13 protein-coding genes and 1 pseudogene are annotated in these 13,746 nt (G+C 72.5%); 10 read left to right on the top strand and 4 right to left on the bottom strand.

Annotation, left to right across the window (positions count from 1 at the left end; translation table 11 throughout):
• The first annotated feature begins 165 nt into the window (after positions 1 to 165).
• Positions 166 to 1,752, top strand: a complete 1,587-nt coding sequence (locus tag ACFYP3_RS14420) for a protein kinase (RefSeq protein WP_388831482.1) — start codon at positions 166 to 168, stop codon at positions 1,750 to 1,752.
• Between the two features lie 193 nt (positions 1,753 to 1,945).
• Here ACFYP3_RS14420 and ACFYP3_RS14415 read toward each other — a convergent pair whose 3' ends face one another.
• Entirely contained in the window at positions 1,946 to 2,605 is a 660-nt protein-coding gene (locus ACFYP3_RS14415) for a response regulator (RefSeq protein WP_388831480.1), read from the bottom strand.
• A 326-nt stretch (positions 2,606 to 2,931) separates the two neighbouring features.
• Here ACFYP3_RS14415 and pdhA point away from each other — a divergent pair, with 326 nt between their 5' ends.
• From pdhA to ACFYP3_RS14385, 6 genes are all read left to right on the top strand, one after another.
• The gene (pdhA, locus tag ACFYP3_RS14410; RefSeq protein WP_030718744.1) at positions 2,932 to 4,140 is read left to right on the top strand and encodes a pyruvate dehydrogenase (acetyl-transferring) E1 component subunit alpha; all 1,209 of its coding nucleotides are present in this window, start codon (positions 2,932 to 2,934) and stop codon (positions 4,138 to 4,140) included.
• On the top strand, positions 4,140 to 5,120 hold the full coding sequence (locus tag ACFYP3_RS14405) for an alpha-ketoacid dehydrogenase subunit beta (protein WP_388831478.1): 981 nt from the start codon (positions 4,140 to 4,142) through the stop codon (positions 5,118 to 5,120). Before pdhA ends, ACFYP3_RS14405 begins: the two co-directional genes overlap by 1 nt.
• 12 nt (positions 5,121 to 5,132) lie before the next feature.
• Entirely contained in the window at positions 5,133 to 6,581 is a 1,449-nt protein-coding gene (locus ACFYP3_RS14400) for a dihydrolipoamide acetyltransferase family protein (RefSeq protein ID WP_388831476.1), read from the top strand.
• A 123-nt stretch (positions 6,582 to 6,704) separates the two neighbouring features.
• Positions 6,705 to 7,640, top strand: coding sequence for a GNAT family N-acetyltransferase (locus tag ACFYP3_RS14395; RefSeq protein ID WP_388831474.1), 936 nt, complete (start codon positions 6,705 to 6,707; stop codon positions 7,638 to 7,640).
• Between the two features lie 60 nt (positions 7,641 to 7,700).
• Positions 7,701 to 8,465 (top strand): hypothetical protein, encoded by a 765-nt coding sequence (locus tag ACFYP3_RS14390; protein WP_388831472.1) that lies wholly within the window; start codon positions 7,701 to 7,703, stop codon positions 8,463 to 8,465.
• Positions 8,466 to 8,582: 117 nt separating this feature from the next.
• Positions 8,583 to 8,846: a YcxB family protein gene (locus ACFYP3_RS14385; RefSeq protein WP_388831471.1), complete on the top strand. Its 264-nt coding sequence runs from the start codon at positions 8,583 to 8,585 to the stop codon at positions 8,844 to 8,846.
• 23 nt (positions 8,847 to 8,869) lie between these two features.
• Here the strand turns inward: ACFYP3_RS14385 and ACFYP3_RS14380 are convergent, their stop codons facing one another.
• Together ACFYP3_RS14380 and ACFYP3_RS14375 are read right to left on the bottom strand one after the other, a co-directional pair.
• The gene (locus ACFYP3_RS14380; RefSeq protein ID WP_388831469.1) at positions 8,870 to 9,289 is read right to left on the bottom strand and encodes a PPOX class F420-dependent oxidoreductase; all 420 of its coding nucleotides are present in this window, start codon (positions 9,287 to 9,289) and stop codon (positions 8,870 to 8,872) included.
• 73 nt (positions 9,290 to 9,362) lie between these two features.
• A complete protein-coding gene (locus ACFYP3_RS14375; RefSeq protein ID WP_388831467.1) occupies positions 9,363 to 10,568 on the bottom strand; it encodes a DUF1266 domain-containing protein in 1,206 nt (401 codons plus the stop codon).
• Between the two features lie 87 nt (positions 10,569 to 10,655).
• Here ACFYP3_RS14375 and ACFYP3_RS14370 point away from each other — a divergent pair, with 87 nt between their 5' ends.
• From ACFYP3_RS14370 to ACFYP3_RS14360, 3 genes are all read left to right on the top strand, one after another.
• On the top strand, positions 10,656 to 10,898 hold the full coding sequence (locus ACFYP3_RS14370; protein WP_388831465.1) for a glutaredoxin domain-containing protein: 243 nt from the start codon (positions 10,656 to 10,658) through the stop codon (positions 10,896 to 10,898).
• A gap of 196 nt (positions 10,899 to 11,094) precedes the next feature.
• The gene (locus tag ACFYP3_RS14365) at positions 11,095 to 12,990 is read left to right on the top strand and encodes a C1 family peptidase (RefSeq protein ID WP_388831463.1); all 1,896 of its coding nucleotides are present in this window, start codon (positions 11,095 to 11,097) and stop codon (positions 12,988 to 12,990) included.
• Positions 12,991 to 13,019: 29 nt separating this feature from the next.
• Positions 13,020 to 13,340 (top strand): protease inhibitor I42 family protein, encoded by a 321-nt coding sequence (locus ACFYP3_RS14360; protein WP_388831461.1) that lies wholly within the window; start codon positions 13,020 to 13,022, stop codon positions 13,338 to 13,340.
• Here the strand turns inward: ACFYP3_RS14360 and ACFYP3_RS14355 are convergent.
• A pseudogene (locus tag ACFYP3_RS14355) lies at positions 13,315 to 13,644 on the bottom strand (DUF418 domain-containing protein); the annotation flags it as partial. The gene ACFYP3_RS14360 and the pseudogene ACFYP3_RS14355 sit on opposite strands and share 26 nt — an antisense overlap.
• Between the last annotated feature and the right edge of the window lie 102 nt (positions 13,645 to 13,746).

Raw genomic sequence — 13,746 nt, 5'->3', positions numbered from 1 at the left:
CCCGAGGGCAAGCACACGTCAAGCCAGGTGCCCGTTCCGTGACCACATGGGCACAGCCTGGTCTTGTCCGAACGGTGACCGGTTCCGAGGCTGTAGCGTTCGTCGGAACACCAAAGAAGAGGACTACCGCTGAGCGGCGGCCGAGAGAGACGACGGCGAGGACTGATGGCACCCGAACCCGAGGGAAACGGCGCCGGGATGACCGATGGTCCTGAGCACTGGGGCGCCGGCGGCCTGGTGGGAGACGGCCGTTACCGGCTGACGCACCGGCTGGGCCGGGGCGGCATGGCCGAGGTCTTCGCGGCCGAGGACGTACGGCTGGGCCGCACCGTCGCCGTGAAGCTGCTGCGCGCCGACCTGGCCGAGGACCCGGTGTCCAAGGCCCGCTTCACGCGCGAGGCGCAGTCCGTCGCCGGGCTGAACCACCACGCCGTCGTCGCCGTCTACGACTCGGGCGAGGACCGGGTCGGCCCGAACACCGTCCCCTACATCGTGATGGAGCTGGTCGAGGGCCGCACCATCCGTGACCTGCTGGTCAGCGCCGAGGCCCCGGGCCCCGAGCAGGCGCTCATCATCACCTCGGGCGTGCTCGAGGCCCTCGCCTACTCGCACCAGCACGGCATCGTGCACCGCGACATCAAGCCGGCGAACGTCATCATCACCGACAACGGCGCGGTGAAGGTGATGGACTTCGGCATCGCCCGCGCCCTGCACGGCGTCCAGTCGACGATGACCCAGACCGGCATGGTCATGGGCACCCCGCAGTACCTGTCGCCCGAGCAGGCCCTCGGCAAGGCCGTCGACCACCGCTCCGACCTGTACGCGACCGGCTGTCTGCTCTACGAACTCCTCGCGCTGCGGCCCCCGTTCACCGGCGAGACCCCGCTGTCGGTGGTCTACCAGCACGTCCAGGACGCGCCCGTGCCGCCCTCGCAGCTGCCGGAGGGCCGGCACATCCCGCAGGAGCTCGACGGGCTCGTCATGCGCTCCCTCGCCAAGGACCCGGACGACCGGTTCCAGAGCGCCGAGGAGATGCGCGCACTGGTCCAGTACGCCCTGCAGATGCTGCACGACCAGGGGGCGAACACCGGCACCTGGAACACCGGTCCGGTCACCATGGCCCTGCCGCACGGCCAGGGCGGCGGCAGCGCCACCACGGTCATGCCCGCGGCCGGGACCGGCGGCCAGCGGCAGTACCCCGCCCACTCCTCGACCTCGCAGTTCCAGCAGCCGATGGTGCCGCCGCTCAACCCGGACGACGGCTCGGCGTTCCCCGGCGGCCGCGGTCCCGGCGGCAACGGTGGCTACGACGGCTACGACGACCGCGGCGGCAACGGCAGCCGCTGGAAGATGTGGCTGTTCGCGGTGCTCGCGATCGTCGCGATCGCGGGCGGCGTGGCCTTCGCCGTCAACAGCGTGGGCAACAAGGGCGACGAGAAGCAGACGCCGGACACCAAGCCGAGCTCCAGCGCCTCGCCGAGCGCGTCCAAGTCCCCGGACGCCGAGCCTTCGCACCAGGCCACGGACAACACGCCGAACAACAACGACACCCAGCCCGCGCCGAGCCGCAGTCGGACGCAGAGCTTCAGCCCGACGAACTCGCCGACCGCCTCGCATTCGCCGACCGGTTCGACCTCGCCGTCCAACACGGCGACGACGAAGCCCTCGACGAGCCCGTCGACCAAGCCGACGACGCCGCCGACGTTGAAGCCCAGTGAGACGGGCGGCCCCGGCAGCTTGTTCGAAGAGTGACGGACGAGGGCTGACGGACGGTAGGGAATTCGGGAAAGGGCCCGGCGGAGACAATTCCGCCGGGCCCGTTCCCATTTCCGCGTCCGCGCAGGTCAGGGGCGATCAGAGGGCGTTCCGGCGGGGCCGTTCGGGATTCCCGGCCGACGCGTGCACGGCGATGAACCGGGGTTCGCCCCGCAGGGGGAAGGGCCGATCAGCGCTTCTCGGCCTGCAGGCGGGCCACGTAGGCGGCGGCCTGGGAGCGGCGCTCCATGCCCAGCTTCGAGAGCAGGCTGGAGACGTAGTTCTTGATGGTCTTCTCGGCCAGGTGCAGCCGCTCGCCGATGACGCGGTTGGTCAGGCCCTCACCGATCAGGTCGAGGATCTTCCGCTCCTGCTCGGTGAGGTGGGAGAGCCGGTCGTCGCGCTTGCCGCTCTTGCCGTCGCGCAGCCGCTCCAGCACGCGGGCGGTGGCGACCGGATCCAGCAGGGACTTGCCGGCGGCCACGTCGCGCACCGCGCTGAGCAGCTCGTTTCCGCGGATGGCCTTCAGTACGTAGCCCGAGGCGCCCGCCATGATCGCGTCGAACAGTGCCTCGTCGTCGGCGAAGGAGGTCAGCATCAGGCACTTGACGTCCTCGTTCTGGGAGCGCACCTCGCGGCACACCTCCACCCCGCTGCCGTCGGGCAGCCGGACGTCGAGGACGGCCACGTCGGGGCGGGTGGCGGGAATCCGGACCAAAGCGTCCGCGGCCGTACCGGCCTCGCCGACGATCTCGATGTCCTGTTCGACCGACAAGAGCTCGTGGACGCCCCGACGTACCACTTCGTGGTCGTCCAGGAGGAATACCTTGATTTTTCCGTCTTCGCGCACGAAGTCAGTTTCACACACTCACCCCTTCCCTGCCGGAGTTACCCGGGATAACGTGCCGTTGTTCCCGGCCCCTGCAAGGCTGTGACCAGTGGTTGTTCCCGCTGCCGCGGATTTACTTGGAAATCCAAGCAAAAACGCAGGTCAAACGGGGTTTCGCAGTTATGCGGCGCACTGGGTAACGTGCATTGCGCAGGGCACTCGCCGGGGCACCTGTCACGCCTGAATCCCGAACGCGACGCGCACACACCCCGTGCGCTCGTCACGGATGCAGGTGAGCCGCACTGGACCCCGGAGAACCCGGGTGCCGGACCGACGGAGGAGCACACGTGACCGTGGAGAGCACTGCCGCGCGCAAGCCGCGACGCAGCAGCGGCACCAAGCGGGCGGCAGGCGCGGCAAGCGCCGCCAAGCCCGCCGCTGCCACCGCGCAGACGCAGGATGTCGTACCTCAGCTCGTACAGCTGCTGACGCCCGAAGGGGACCGCGTCGACAACGCGGAGAACGCCGAGTTCGCCCCCTTCGTCGCCGACATCACCACCGAAGACCTGCGCGGGCTGTACCGCGACATGGTCATGACCCGTCGGTTCGACGGTGAGGCGACCGCCCTGCAGCGTCAGGGCGAGCTGGGCCTGTGGGCCTCGCTCCTCGGCCAGGAGGCCGCGCAGATCGGCTCCGGCCGGGCGCTGAACGACGAGGACTACGTCTTCCCGACGTACCGCGAGCACGGCGTGGCCTGGTGCCGCGGGGTCGACCCGACCAACCTGCTCGGCATGTTCCGCGGCGTGAACCACGGCGGCTGGGACCCGAACACCAACAACTTCCACCTCTACACGATCGTCATCGGCTCGCAGACGCTCCACGCGACCGGTTACGCGATGGGCGTGGCCAAGGACGGCGCGGACGCGGCCGTCATCGCCTACTTCGGCGACGGCGCGTCCAGCCAGGGCGACGTGATGGAGGCCTTCAACTTCTCCGCCGTCTACAACTCCCCCGTGGTGTTCTTCTGCCAGAACAACCAGTGGGCGATCTCCGAGCCGACCGAGCGCCAGATGCGCGTGCCGCTCTACCAGCGCGCGCAGGGCTTCGGCTTCCCGGGCATCCGCGTCGACGGCAACGACGTGCTGGCCTGCCTGGCCGTGACCCGCTGGGCCCTGGACCGGGCGCGCCGCGGTGAGGGCCCGACGCTGGTCGAGGCGTTCACGTACCGGATGGGCGCGCACACCACCTCCGACGACCCGACGAAGTACCGGCGGGACGAGGAGACGGCGGCCTGGGAGTCCAAGGACCCGATCCTGCGCCTGAAGGCGCACCTGCTGGCCACGGGCGGCGCCGACGAGGCGTTCTTCGCCGAGCTGGAGGCCGAGAGCGAGGCCATGGGCAAGCGCGTGCGCGAGGCCGTGCGCTCCATGCCCGACCCGGACACCATGGCGATCTTCGAGAACGTCTACGCGGACGGGCACGCGCTCGTCGACGAGGAGCGCGCGCAGTTCGCCGCCTACCTCGCGTCCTTCGAGTCGGCCGAGGAGGGTCACTGATGGCTGTCGAGAAGATGTCGATCGCGAAGGCGCTCAACGAGTCGCTGCGCAAGGCCCTGGAGCAGGACCCGAAGGTCCTGATCATGGGTGAGGACGTCGGCAAGCTGGGCGGTGTCTTCCGGATCACCGACGGCCTGCAGAAGGACTTCGGCGAGGAGCGGGTCATCGACACCCCGCTCGCCGAGTCGGGCATCGTCGGCACCGCGATCGGCCTGGCCCTGCGCGGGTACCGGCCGGTGGTGGAGATCCAGTTCGACGGTTTCGTCTTCCCCGCGTACGACCAGATCGTCACGCAGCTCGCGAAGATGCACGCGCGGGCCCTGGGCAAGATCAAGATGCCGGTCGTCATCCGCATCCCGTACGCGGGCGGCATCGGCGCGGTCGAGCACCACAGCGAGTCCCCGGAGGCGCTCTTCGCGCACGTCCCGGGCCTCAAGGTGGTCTCCCCGTCTAACGCGAGCGACGCCTACTGGATGCTCCAGCAGGCGATCCTCAGCGACGACCCGGTGATCTTCTTCGAGCCGAAGCGCCGCTACTGGGACAAGGGTGAGGTCGACGTCGACGCCATCCCCGGTGAGCTGCACAAGGCGCGCGTGGCCCGCGAGGGCTCGGACCTCACCCTGGCGGCCTACGGCCCGATGGTGAAGGTCTGCCTGGAGGCGGCGGCCGCGGCCGCCGAGGAGGGCAAGTCGGTGGAGGTCGTCGACCTGCGGTCGATGTCCCCGGTCGACTTCGACGGTCTGCAGACCTCGGTCGAGAAGACCCGCCGGCTGGTCGTCGTGCACGAGGCCCCGGTGTTCCTGGGCATGGGCTCCGAGATCGCCGCCCGCATCACGGAGCGGTGCTTCTACCACCTGGAGGCGCCGGTGCTGCGCGTGGGCGGGTTCCACGCCCCGTACCCGCCGGCCCGCCTGGAGGACGAGTACCTGCCGGGCCTGGACCGGGTGCTCGACGCCGTCGACCGCTCGCTGGCGTTCTGAGGAGCCACGTTCATGACCATCCGCGAATTCAAGATGCCCGACGTGGGCGAGGGCCTCACCGAGGCCGAGATCCTCAAGTGGTACGTCCAGCCGGGTGACACCGTCACCGACGGCCAGGTCGTCTGCGAGGTCGAGACGGCCAAGGCCGCCGTGGAACTGCCGATCCCGTTCGACGGCGTCGTGCACGCGCTCCTCTTCGAGGAGGGCACCACGGTCGACGTCGGCCAGGTCATCATCTCGGTGCAGACGGAGGCCGGCGCCGGTGCCGAGGCGCCCGTGCAGGAGGCGGCCCCGGCCGCCGCCGCGGCTGCCGCGCCCGCCGCCCCGGCCGTCGCCGTCGAGGCGGAGGAGCCGGCCGCCGCGGCCCGCCAGCCCGTCCTGGTCGGCTACGGGGTCTCCACCGCCTCCACCAAGCGCCGCCCGCGCAAGGCGAGCGCGGGGGCGCCCGCGCAGAACGGCACCGCCCCGGCGGCCGCTCCGGCGGCGCCCGCGGCGGCTCCGGTGCTCCCCGCGGTCCCGGCGCAGCCGAGCGGCGAGCGTCCGCTGGCCAAGCCGCCGGTGCGCAAGCTCGCCAAGGACCTCGGCATCGACCTGGCCTTCGTGGTGCCCACCGGTGACGGCGGGGTCGTGACCCGGGAGGACGTCCACGCGGCGGCCGCCGCGGCGATCGCCCCGCAGGCCGTGCCCGCCGCGGCCCCGGCCGCGGCCCCCGAGGCGGCTCCGGCCGTCCGGGCGGCCGAGACGCCGGTGTCGGCGTCGGCGCGCGAGACGCGCATCCCGGTCAAGGGCGTCCGCAAGGTCACCGCCCAGGCCATGGTCGGCTCGGCCTTCACGGCGCCGCACGTCACCGAGTTCATCACGCTCGACGTGACGCGCACGATGAAGCTGGTGCAGGAGCTCAAGGACGACCCGGACCTCGCGGGGCTGCGCATCAACCCGCTGCTCCTCATCGCGAAGGCCGTCCTGGTGGCCGTCCGCCGCAACCCGGACGTCAACGCGTCCTGGGACGAGGCGGCCCAGGAGATCGTGCTCAAGCACTACGTCAACCTGGGCATCGCGGCGGCCACCCCCCGCGGGCTGATCGTCCCGAACATCAAGGACGCCCACGCCAAGACCCTCGGCGAGCTGTCGACGGCCCTGTCCGAGCTGGTCGCCACGGCCCGCGACGGCAAGACCTCCCCGGCCGACATGCAGAACGGCACCCTCACCATCACCAACGTCGGCGTCTTCGGCGTCGACACCGGTACGCCCATCCTGAACCCGGGCGAGTCCGCGATCCTCGCGGTCGGCGCGATCAAGCTCCAGCCGTGGGTCCACAAGGGCAAGGTGAAGCCGCGCCAGGTCACCACCCTGGCGCTGTCGTTCGACCACCGTCTCATCGACGGCGAACTCGGCTCCCGTTTCCTGGCCGACATCGCGGCGGTCCTGGAACACCCCCGCCGTCTGATCACCTGGTCGTAACGCCCCGCACCCCGCACCACCCGATGGCCGGCCTCCCCCGCGGAGGCCGGCCATCGGCGCGACCGGCGCGGGCCGCCCGGAAAAGCCCTGGTCAGGGCGGGTGGACTGTGTGATCATCGCCGGATGCTCTTCCGCGCTGCCACCGCAGCCCCCGCAGACCTGGACCGCGCAGTCGCCTACCCGGCGGACGGTCCCGTCCCCGCCCTGACCCCCGAGAAGATCCGCGAGGAGCTCGCCGAGGACCGGATCCGCCCCGAGTGGATCTGGTGCGCCGAGGACGAGGACGGCGAGATCCTGGCCCGCGCCCTGTGGTGGGGCCGCTCCGACAGCGAGCAGCCCCTCGCGCTCGACTGCCTCCAGGTCAGCGCCCGCGTGACCGACCCGGCCGCGGTCGCCGCCGGGCTGCTGGAGGCCGGCCACGCCGCCTTCGGCCGGCTGCCCGGCTACAACGTCTCCCTGCCCCGCGGCTGGCGGGCCGACCCGGAGCTGGCCGCGGCGATCGCCTGGCGCCAGGAGGCCGCGTACCGGACCGGCCTGACGCGGGAGATCGAGCGCCTGCGCTACGAGTGGACCCCGGCCGCCGGGACGCCGGAGCCCACCGGGCGGCTCGTCTTCCGCGAGGGCACCGACGAGGAGTTCCTCGACGCCTTCGTCCGGCTGTCCACCGGCAGCCTCGACCTGCACACGCAGACCGAGCTCCAGTCGATGGAGGCGGAGCAACTCGCCCGCGAGGACGTCGAGTTCTACCTCGACTGCCCCGGCGAGCGCTCCTGGTGGCGGCTCGCCCACCTCCCGGACGGCACCCTCGCGGGGCTGGCCGTCCCGTCGGCGACCCCGTACCACCGCAACGTCGGCTACCTGGGCGTCGTACCGGAGCAGCGCGGTCAGGGCCTGATCGACGAGATCCTGGGCGAGATCACCCGCTTCCACGCGGCCGAGGGCGCGCAGCGCATCACCGCGACCACGGACACCGTCAACGTCCCGATGGCCGCCGCCTTCGACCGCGCCGGCTACGAGGTCACCGAGATCCGTCTCGTCCTGGAGAGCCCCTCGATCTGACCCGGGCCGTGTGCCGGCCCCCGCGGCGGCGGTAATCTCCCGCCCGGGGAAGGGGGTCGGGTGTCCATCGCCGAATTGCAGGTGTACTCCGTCGAGGAGGCCGACGTCACGGGCGGCGTGTGCGTGGTCCGGTGCGTCGGCGGGGTGGCCCGGGCCGGGCAGGTCTACGCCGTCGGGGAGTCGAGGCTGGGCCTGCGCCACATCGAGCGGTACGGGCGGCCCGTCGGCTCCTTCGACGCCGGACACACCGCGAAGGTCCACCTCACGGGCGCCATGGTCGCCCTGCTCACCCGCGGGCAGGTGCTGACCTCGGTGCCGCCCGACGGGCACGCGCTGGAGGACCTGGAGGCCTGGCTGGCCACCGGGCCGCCGCTGCGGGACGAACCCCAGCCGCGGACCCTGCGCGTCCTCGCCGGAGTGCGCATGCGGGACGAACGCCTCCCGGACGAGGTCCGGCTGCGCTGGGGCCGGATCGCGCTGGCCGCCACGCACCGCTGCGCGCGGGCCGAGGGCACGCCCGCACTGGTCGGGGCTCCCGAACTGGCCCGCATACAGGGCTACTTGATCCAACAGTTCGGACCGGCCCGCGGGGGCGACCCGGTGGCGCTGTGCCGGGAGCTGCTGGCCCTGATCGACCTCGCCCCGGCGCAGGCGGCGGCGCAGGGCCGCGGCTGGCGCGACCTCCCGCACCACCGCATCCGGCACCTGCGCCGCATCAAGAGCCTGATCCCCTGGCTGACCGCCGTACGGCCCCACCTGCCCGACGCCGACCCGGTGGCGCAGGCGGTCGACGCCTGGTCGCGCGTCCGCCCCGACCTTCCGTGAACAGGCCTGTCGCAGGCGGTTGACCTGCGGCCGGGAATCCGGGGCCAGATCGGCCTCGCGGCCTTCACCCTGGGGCTCTCGTGGGTGCTGCCGACGCTCAAGGGGTTCCCTTCCGCCGTGACCGCCTTCGTGATGGCCTGTGCCGTGCTCACCCCGCTGGTGACCCTCCCCCGGGTACTGACCCGCATCGCGCGGGAGCAGTACGCGTCCGGCGACATCGAGTGGCGGATCTTCCCCTGGTACTTCGAGACGGACGAGTTCTTCGCGGTCAAGACGAAGAACACCCGCGGGGTCTTCGTGCTGCCCAAGCGCGGCGCGCAGGACCCGGCCGACGTGGACCGGGTGCGGGCCCTGCTCGACCGGAACCTGCGACGCATCTGACCGGCTGACCGCCCGGACAGCTCCTAGCCCGCCGCGCGTGCGGCGTTGCCCAGGATCTTGGTCGGGGTGATGCGGACGACCACGCGGACGGCCTCCGCCGGGGCGTCCCGGTACTCCTTGCCGGCGCCCGGGCCGAGGTACTCCTCGGCGATGCGGACGGCCACCGCGCGGCCGACGTCCTCGGTGACGGTGGCGGTGCCGCGGATCTCGGCGTAGAGGAAGGGGTTGGCCAGGTCGAAGACGGTGAGGCCGACCCGGCCGTCGCGGACGATGTTGCGCTCCTTGCGGCGGCCCCGCTCGGTGGAGATCAGCAGGTCGCCCCCGTCGCGGGTCACCCAGATCACCGAACTCTGCGGGCTGCCGTCGGGGTTGATGGTCGAAAGCACGGCGGGGTGCGGGGCGTCCAGCAGCCCGCGCACGGTCTCGTTCAGCTCAACAGTCATGCGGCGAGGCTAGTCGGGGCGGGTGCGGGTCGCCGCCGGTTTCCGGCCGGGTCCGGCTGTTACCCGAAGTCGGTCATTTCCAGGGGATGTTGAGCCACGGACTGGCCGGGTCGGTGGTCAGCTCGACGTGGGCGGCGAGGGCGCTCGTGTACCAGGTGCCGAACTCCTCCTCGTCGAAGTGCAGGCACCGGCCGAGGACGTAGCCGGCGGAGAACTCCTCCCACGAGCGGTACGTCTCGCGGGCTGCCTCCCCGGCGCGCAGCACGGCCTTCTCGGCCTCGTGGAGGGTGCCGTAGCGGCAGCCGATGCCCCAGCGGGCCATCTGGGAGGCCCGGCCGAGGTCCCAGGCCTCCACGGAACGGACCCAGCCGTCCTCGGGGAGCAGCCCGTCGGCGCGGAAGCGCTGCTCGTAGCGGGCGATCCGGCCGATGAGGCGCTTGACGCCGGCGATCTCGCCCTCCACCTCGGCGGTGGGGCGCGGCTGGGCGACGGTGACCCCGTCGGGGGTGAGCTGCGGCTCGGCGGAACGTTCGGCGCTGCGGCGCAGACTGGCCTCGGCGGCGTGCCGCCAGTGCTCGACGTCGACGGGCCCCGCGAAGTCGGAGGCGAGGACGCGGCGGACACGGAGCGCGTACTCCCAGACGGGGCTGACCATGTCCACGCTCAGGAGCCGCTCCAGGGTGGAGAGCCAGTCGGCGCGGTCGGTGATGCTCCAGCTCTTCCCGACGCGGCGGCGCTCGTGCTGGTAGCCGCTGCCGTGGTAGGCGAGGGCGTTCCAGAACTCGCCGTTCGTCACGGCGAGATGGCCGCCGATGGCGAGGCCGTGGGCGATGGGCCCGTGCAGCGGGCCGCCGGTGAAGAGGGCGTGGACCTTCCCGTCGGGCAGGCCGTACCGGGGCGCGGCGTCCGCGTGCGCCCGCCAGCGGGCCAGGTCGGCGGGGGTGGTGGTGAGGTAGGCCTCGGTGGGTGAGCCCGGGTTCACGGCGAGGAAGGCGGGATCCCCGGGGCCCCAGACCTTGGAGAACCAGCCCAGGCTCCGGGACTCGAAGACCGTCTCGGGGGTGGGGGCGGGCAGCATGCCGGCGGTGTGGACGACGAGCATGCGGTCCGCGGTGGCGTGGAAGAACACGGACTCGGGGTGGGCGTCGGACTGGACGCGGTGCTGGAGCAGGTAGAGCTGGGCGCGGGCGAGTACGTCGAAGTACGCGGCCCAGTCGCCGGCGGTCTTGGCCTCGTACAGCTCTCTCTCGATGACGCTCGGCGCGATCCAGGTGCCCATACGGGGACCCTATACGGGCCCCTCCGCGGGCGTTCCGGCCCGTACGCTCCTCACCCTGATCGGGGGTTTCCCGCATAGGCTCGGGCCATGGCGGACACTGTCACGATCTACTGGCGGCCGGGCTGCACGTTCTGCGTCAAGCTCCGCACGCAGCTGCGCCTGGCGCGGATCCCGTACCGGAAGGTCAACATCTGGCGGGACCCCGAGGCGGCGGCCTTCGTCCGCAGCGTCGCCGACGGCAACGAGACCGTCCCGACGGTCGTCGTCGGCGACCACCCGGCGATGGTGAACCCCTCCCTCCGCCGGATCCGCGCGGCCCTGCACGGCTGACCCGGCCGCCCGCCCCGGTTTCCGCGCTGCCCGTCACGGACCGTCTGTTCCCTTACGTTCACGGCCTGTTGGGCGGTAGCGGGCTGGCACGCCCCCCGTGCCACCGCGCGACCGTGCGGACGCCCTTGACGCCCCCCGGTGGGGGAGGGACGCTCGCGGGTCTCGCATCCGAACGGTTGCACACTGGGGGGCCGGTATGCCGGAGGAGTCTGTCCAGACGGTGGGGGAGCTGCGGGCGCGGCTCGCGGCGCGGGGGGCGCGCTGGTCCGTCATGGAGCACCTGGCCGACGAGGAGCCGGTGCCGCGGCCCTCGCTCGGTCTGGAGCCCGGGGCGAACCTGACGCCCGCGGCGGACGTGGGGGCCGTCGATCTGCGGGCGCTCCTCGGGCACGCGAGCGGAAATCCCCACCTGACCCGGCGCCGCGCCGCCCACGGGTTCCTGGGGGGCCCGGCGACGGCCGGTGCGGCCCGGCCCGCCGCCGTGGACTGGCGCAGCCGCTGGGGGTGGCCGTGGATCACCAAGGTGAAGGACCAGAACCCGTGCGGTTCCTGCTGGGCCTTCGGCGCGGTCGGCCTGGTGGAGTCGATGGCCCGCATCGAGCACTGCGTATGGGCGGAGCGCTCGGAGGGGGACGTGCACGACGGTCTGCGCCTCACCTGCGGGCAGGGTTCCGATCCGGAGACCGCGCTCGACTGGATCAAGGACAACGGCGGGCTCGCCGATCCGGACTGTTGGCCCTACAGCACCCCGCCCGCCGGTCTGCCCGCCGCCCGCCGCGACGCCTGGCGCGCCGAGTACACGCCCAGCTGGGACCGGTCGGGGCGGACCGTCCGGATCCCCGACCACGTGCGGCTGGGCGACGTGGAGCAGCAGAAGGTCTGGCTGGACACGGTCGGCCCGCTGACCGCCTGCTTCGACGTGTACGACGACTTCTTCGGCCTCGGCTCCGGCGTCTACCACCGCACCGGTGGCCGGCTCGCGGGCGGCCACTGCGTGCTCGTCGTCGGCTACGACGACGCGGCCGGCTGCTGGCTGTTCAAGAACTCCTGGGGGACCGGCTACCACGTCGGCGGCTACGGCCGGATCGGCTACGGCGAGGTCGGCATCGACCACTGGGCCAAGTGCGGCCTGCGCGGCACCAACATCGACCCGTGGACCAAGCGCCGCCTGCACACCGGCAACGTCTACGAGAGCGGCAACGGCCGCGCCCACCGCAACTTCGAGCTCCTCGCCACCACCACCGACGGCCGCCTCCGGCACTGGTGGCGCGAGGGCGACGCCCCCTTCGCATGGACCCGCGCGGACACCTTCGCGAACGACGCCTCCGGCCAGCCCGCCTTCACCGGGACCAGCTACAACCGCAACATGGAGTCGCTGCACGTGACGACCGGCGGCCGGCTGCGCCACTGGTACTTCGAGCAGTCCGTGCGCGTCTGGCGCGACGGCGGCGCCTTCGGGCCGGGCGACGCGGCCGTCGGCTCGACCCCGGCCTTCATCCAGAGCGACTACGGCAAGCCGGGCAACTTCGAGGTGGTCGTGCGGACCGCCGACGGCCGCCTGAACCACTGGTGGCGCATCAACGGCGCCCCCTGGACCTGGAACGACGGCGGCCGCTTCGGCTCCGGCATCGCCCACTTCGGGCCCGCCCTCGTCCAGACCCGCGGCCGCCGGCTCGACCTCGTCGCCGCCCGCACGGACGGCCGCATGCAGCGGTGGTGGCGCGACGATCCGAACGGCTTCGTCTGGCACGCCGGGGAGGTCTTCGGCAGCGGCAGGCCCGCCGTCTGCGCGCCCTGCCTGATCGAGGGGCAGTACGGGGCCGCCGACGAGGACACCGCCGGGAACTACGAGCTGTGCGTGGCCGTCGCCGACGGGCGCGTGGAGCACTGGTGGCGGGGCAACGCCGCAGGCTCCGCCTGGACCCGCGGCGCGGTCTTCGGGCACGACGTCGCCGCGGTCACCGGGATGCTCCAGGGCAGCTTCGGGTTCAACCTGGAAGTCGTCGTCCTGCGCACCGACCGCCGCCTCCAGCACTACTGGCGGGACCGCGCGGGCTGGCACGAGGGGGCGGTCATCGGCCCCGTGGGCTGAGATCCGGCAGTGGAGAGGACCTGGCGGGCGTGGAGGTACGGAGCGTCGTGCTGAGCCCCGGTGAGCCGTACGAGCTGCGGCTCACCGGGCGCGGCGCGCGCGGGTACGTGTGGACCTGGCAGGTCACGGGGGACGCGGACGTGGTGGCGGTGGCGGAGGGGCCGTCGGCCTCCGGCGACGGCCTCCCCGGGGCCGCGGTCGAGCGGACGTACGTCGTACGGGGCCTGGCCCCGGGCGGCGGCCGGGCCCGGATCCGCTTCGCCCAGGTCCGGCCGCCCTACCCGCAGGAGGCCCCGTACGACGAGTTCGTGCTGGACGTGGAGGTCACTCCGGGGACCGGCGCCGCCTGAGGACCCGGTGCTGTACGGCCTCCAGCGGGCCCCGCTCGAAGCGGCGCAGCCACAGCCGGGACGCGGCGAGCAGCGTGAGGCTCACCGCCGCCCACAGGCCCATCACCCACCAGGGCCCGCTGCCGCCCAGCCGCTCGGCGAGTCCCAGTCCGACGCCGTAGCAGAGCAGCACGCACAGCAGGTTCTGGCCGACGTAGCAGGACAGGGCGGTGCGGCCGACGGAGCCGAGGGCGTCGGCCCCGGGGACCCGGAACCGGTCGAGGGCGCAGCCGATCAGGCCCATGTAGCCGACGGCGATCAGCGGGGGGGGTGTCTCTATGTCCTTCGTCAAGGATGTGGTGCCGGGTATGGGGCTGTTTGGGATGGTCACGCGGCGAGGGTGATGGTGGGGGTTCTGGACTCGTAG

The organism is Streptomyces sp. NPDC005533 (assembly GCF_042871845.1).
Taxonomy (GTDB): Bacteria; Actinomycetota; Actinomycetes; order Streptomycetales; family Streptomycetaceae; genus Streptomyces.
This window is presented reverse-complemented; position numbering and strand designations above follow the sequence as displayed.

Bases quoted from the DNA above. Each gene is read 5' to 3' on its own strand.
- ACFYP3_RS14380 (WP_388831469.1), bottom strand. From the start codon at position 9,289: ATGACTGTTGAGCTGAACGAGACCGTGCGCGGGCTGCTGGACGCCCCG.
- ACFYP3_RS14365 (WP_388831463.1), top strand. From the start codon at position 11,095: ATGCCGGAGGAGTCTGTCCAGACGGTGGGGGAGCTGCGGGCGCGGCTC.
- ACFYP3_RS14395 (WP_388831474.1), top strand. From the start codon at position 6,705: ATGCTCTTCCGCGCTGCCACCGCAGCCCCCGCAGACCTGGACCGCGCA.
- ACFYP3_RS14375 (WP_388831467.1), bottom strand. From the start codon at position 10,568: ATGGGCACCTGGATCGCGCCGAGCGTCATCGAGAGAGAGCTGTACGAG.
- ACFYP3_RS14405 (WP_388831478.1), top strand. From the start codon at position 4,140: ATGGCTGTCGAGAAGATGTCGATCGCGAAGGCGCTCAACGAGTCGCTG.
- ACFYP3_RS14420 (WP_388831482.1), top strand. From the start codon at position 166: ATGGCACCCGAACCCGAGGGAAACGGCGCCGGGATGACCGATGGTCCT.
- ACFYP3_RS14400 (WP_388831476.1), top strand. From the start codon at position 5,133: ATGACCATCCGCGAATTCAAGATGCCCGACGTGGGCGAGGGCCTCACC.
- ACFYP3_RS14370 (WP_388831465.1), top strand. From the start codon at position 10,656: ATGGCGGACACTGTCACGATCTACTGGCGGCCGGGCTGCACGTTCTGC.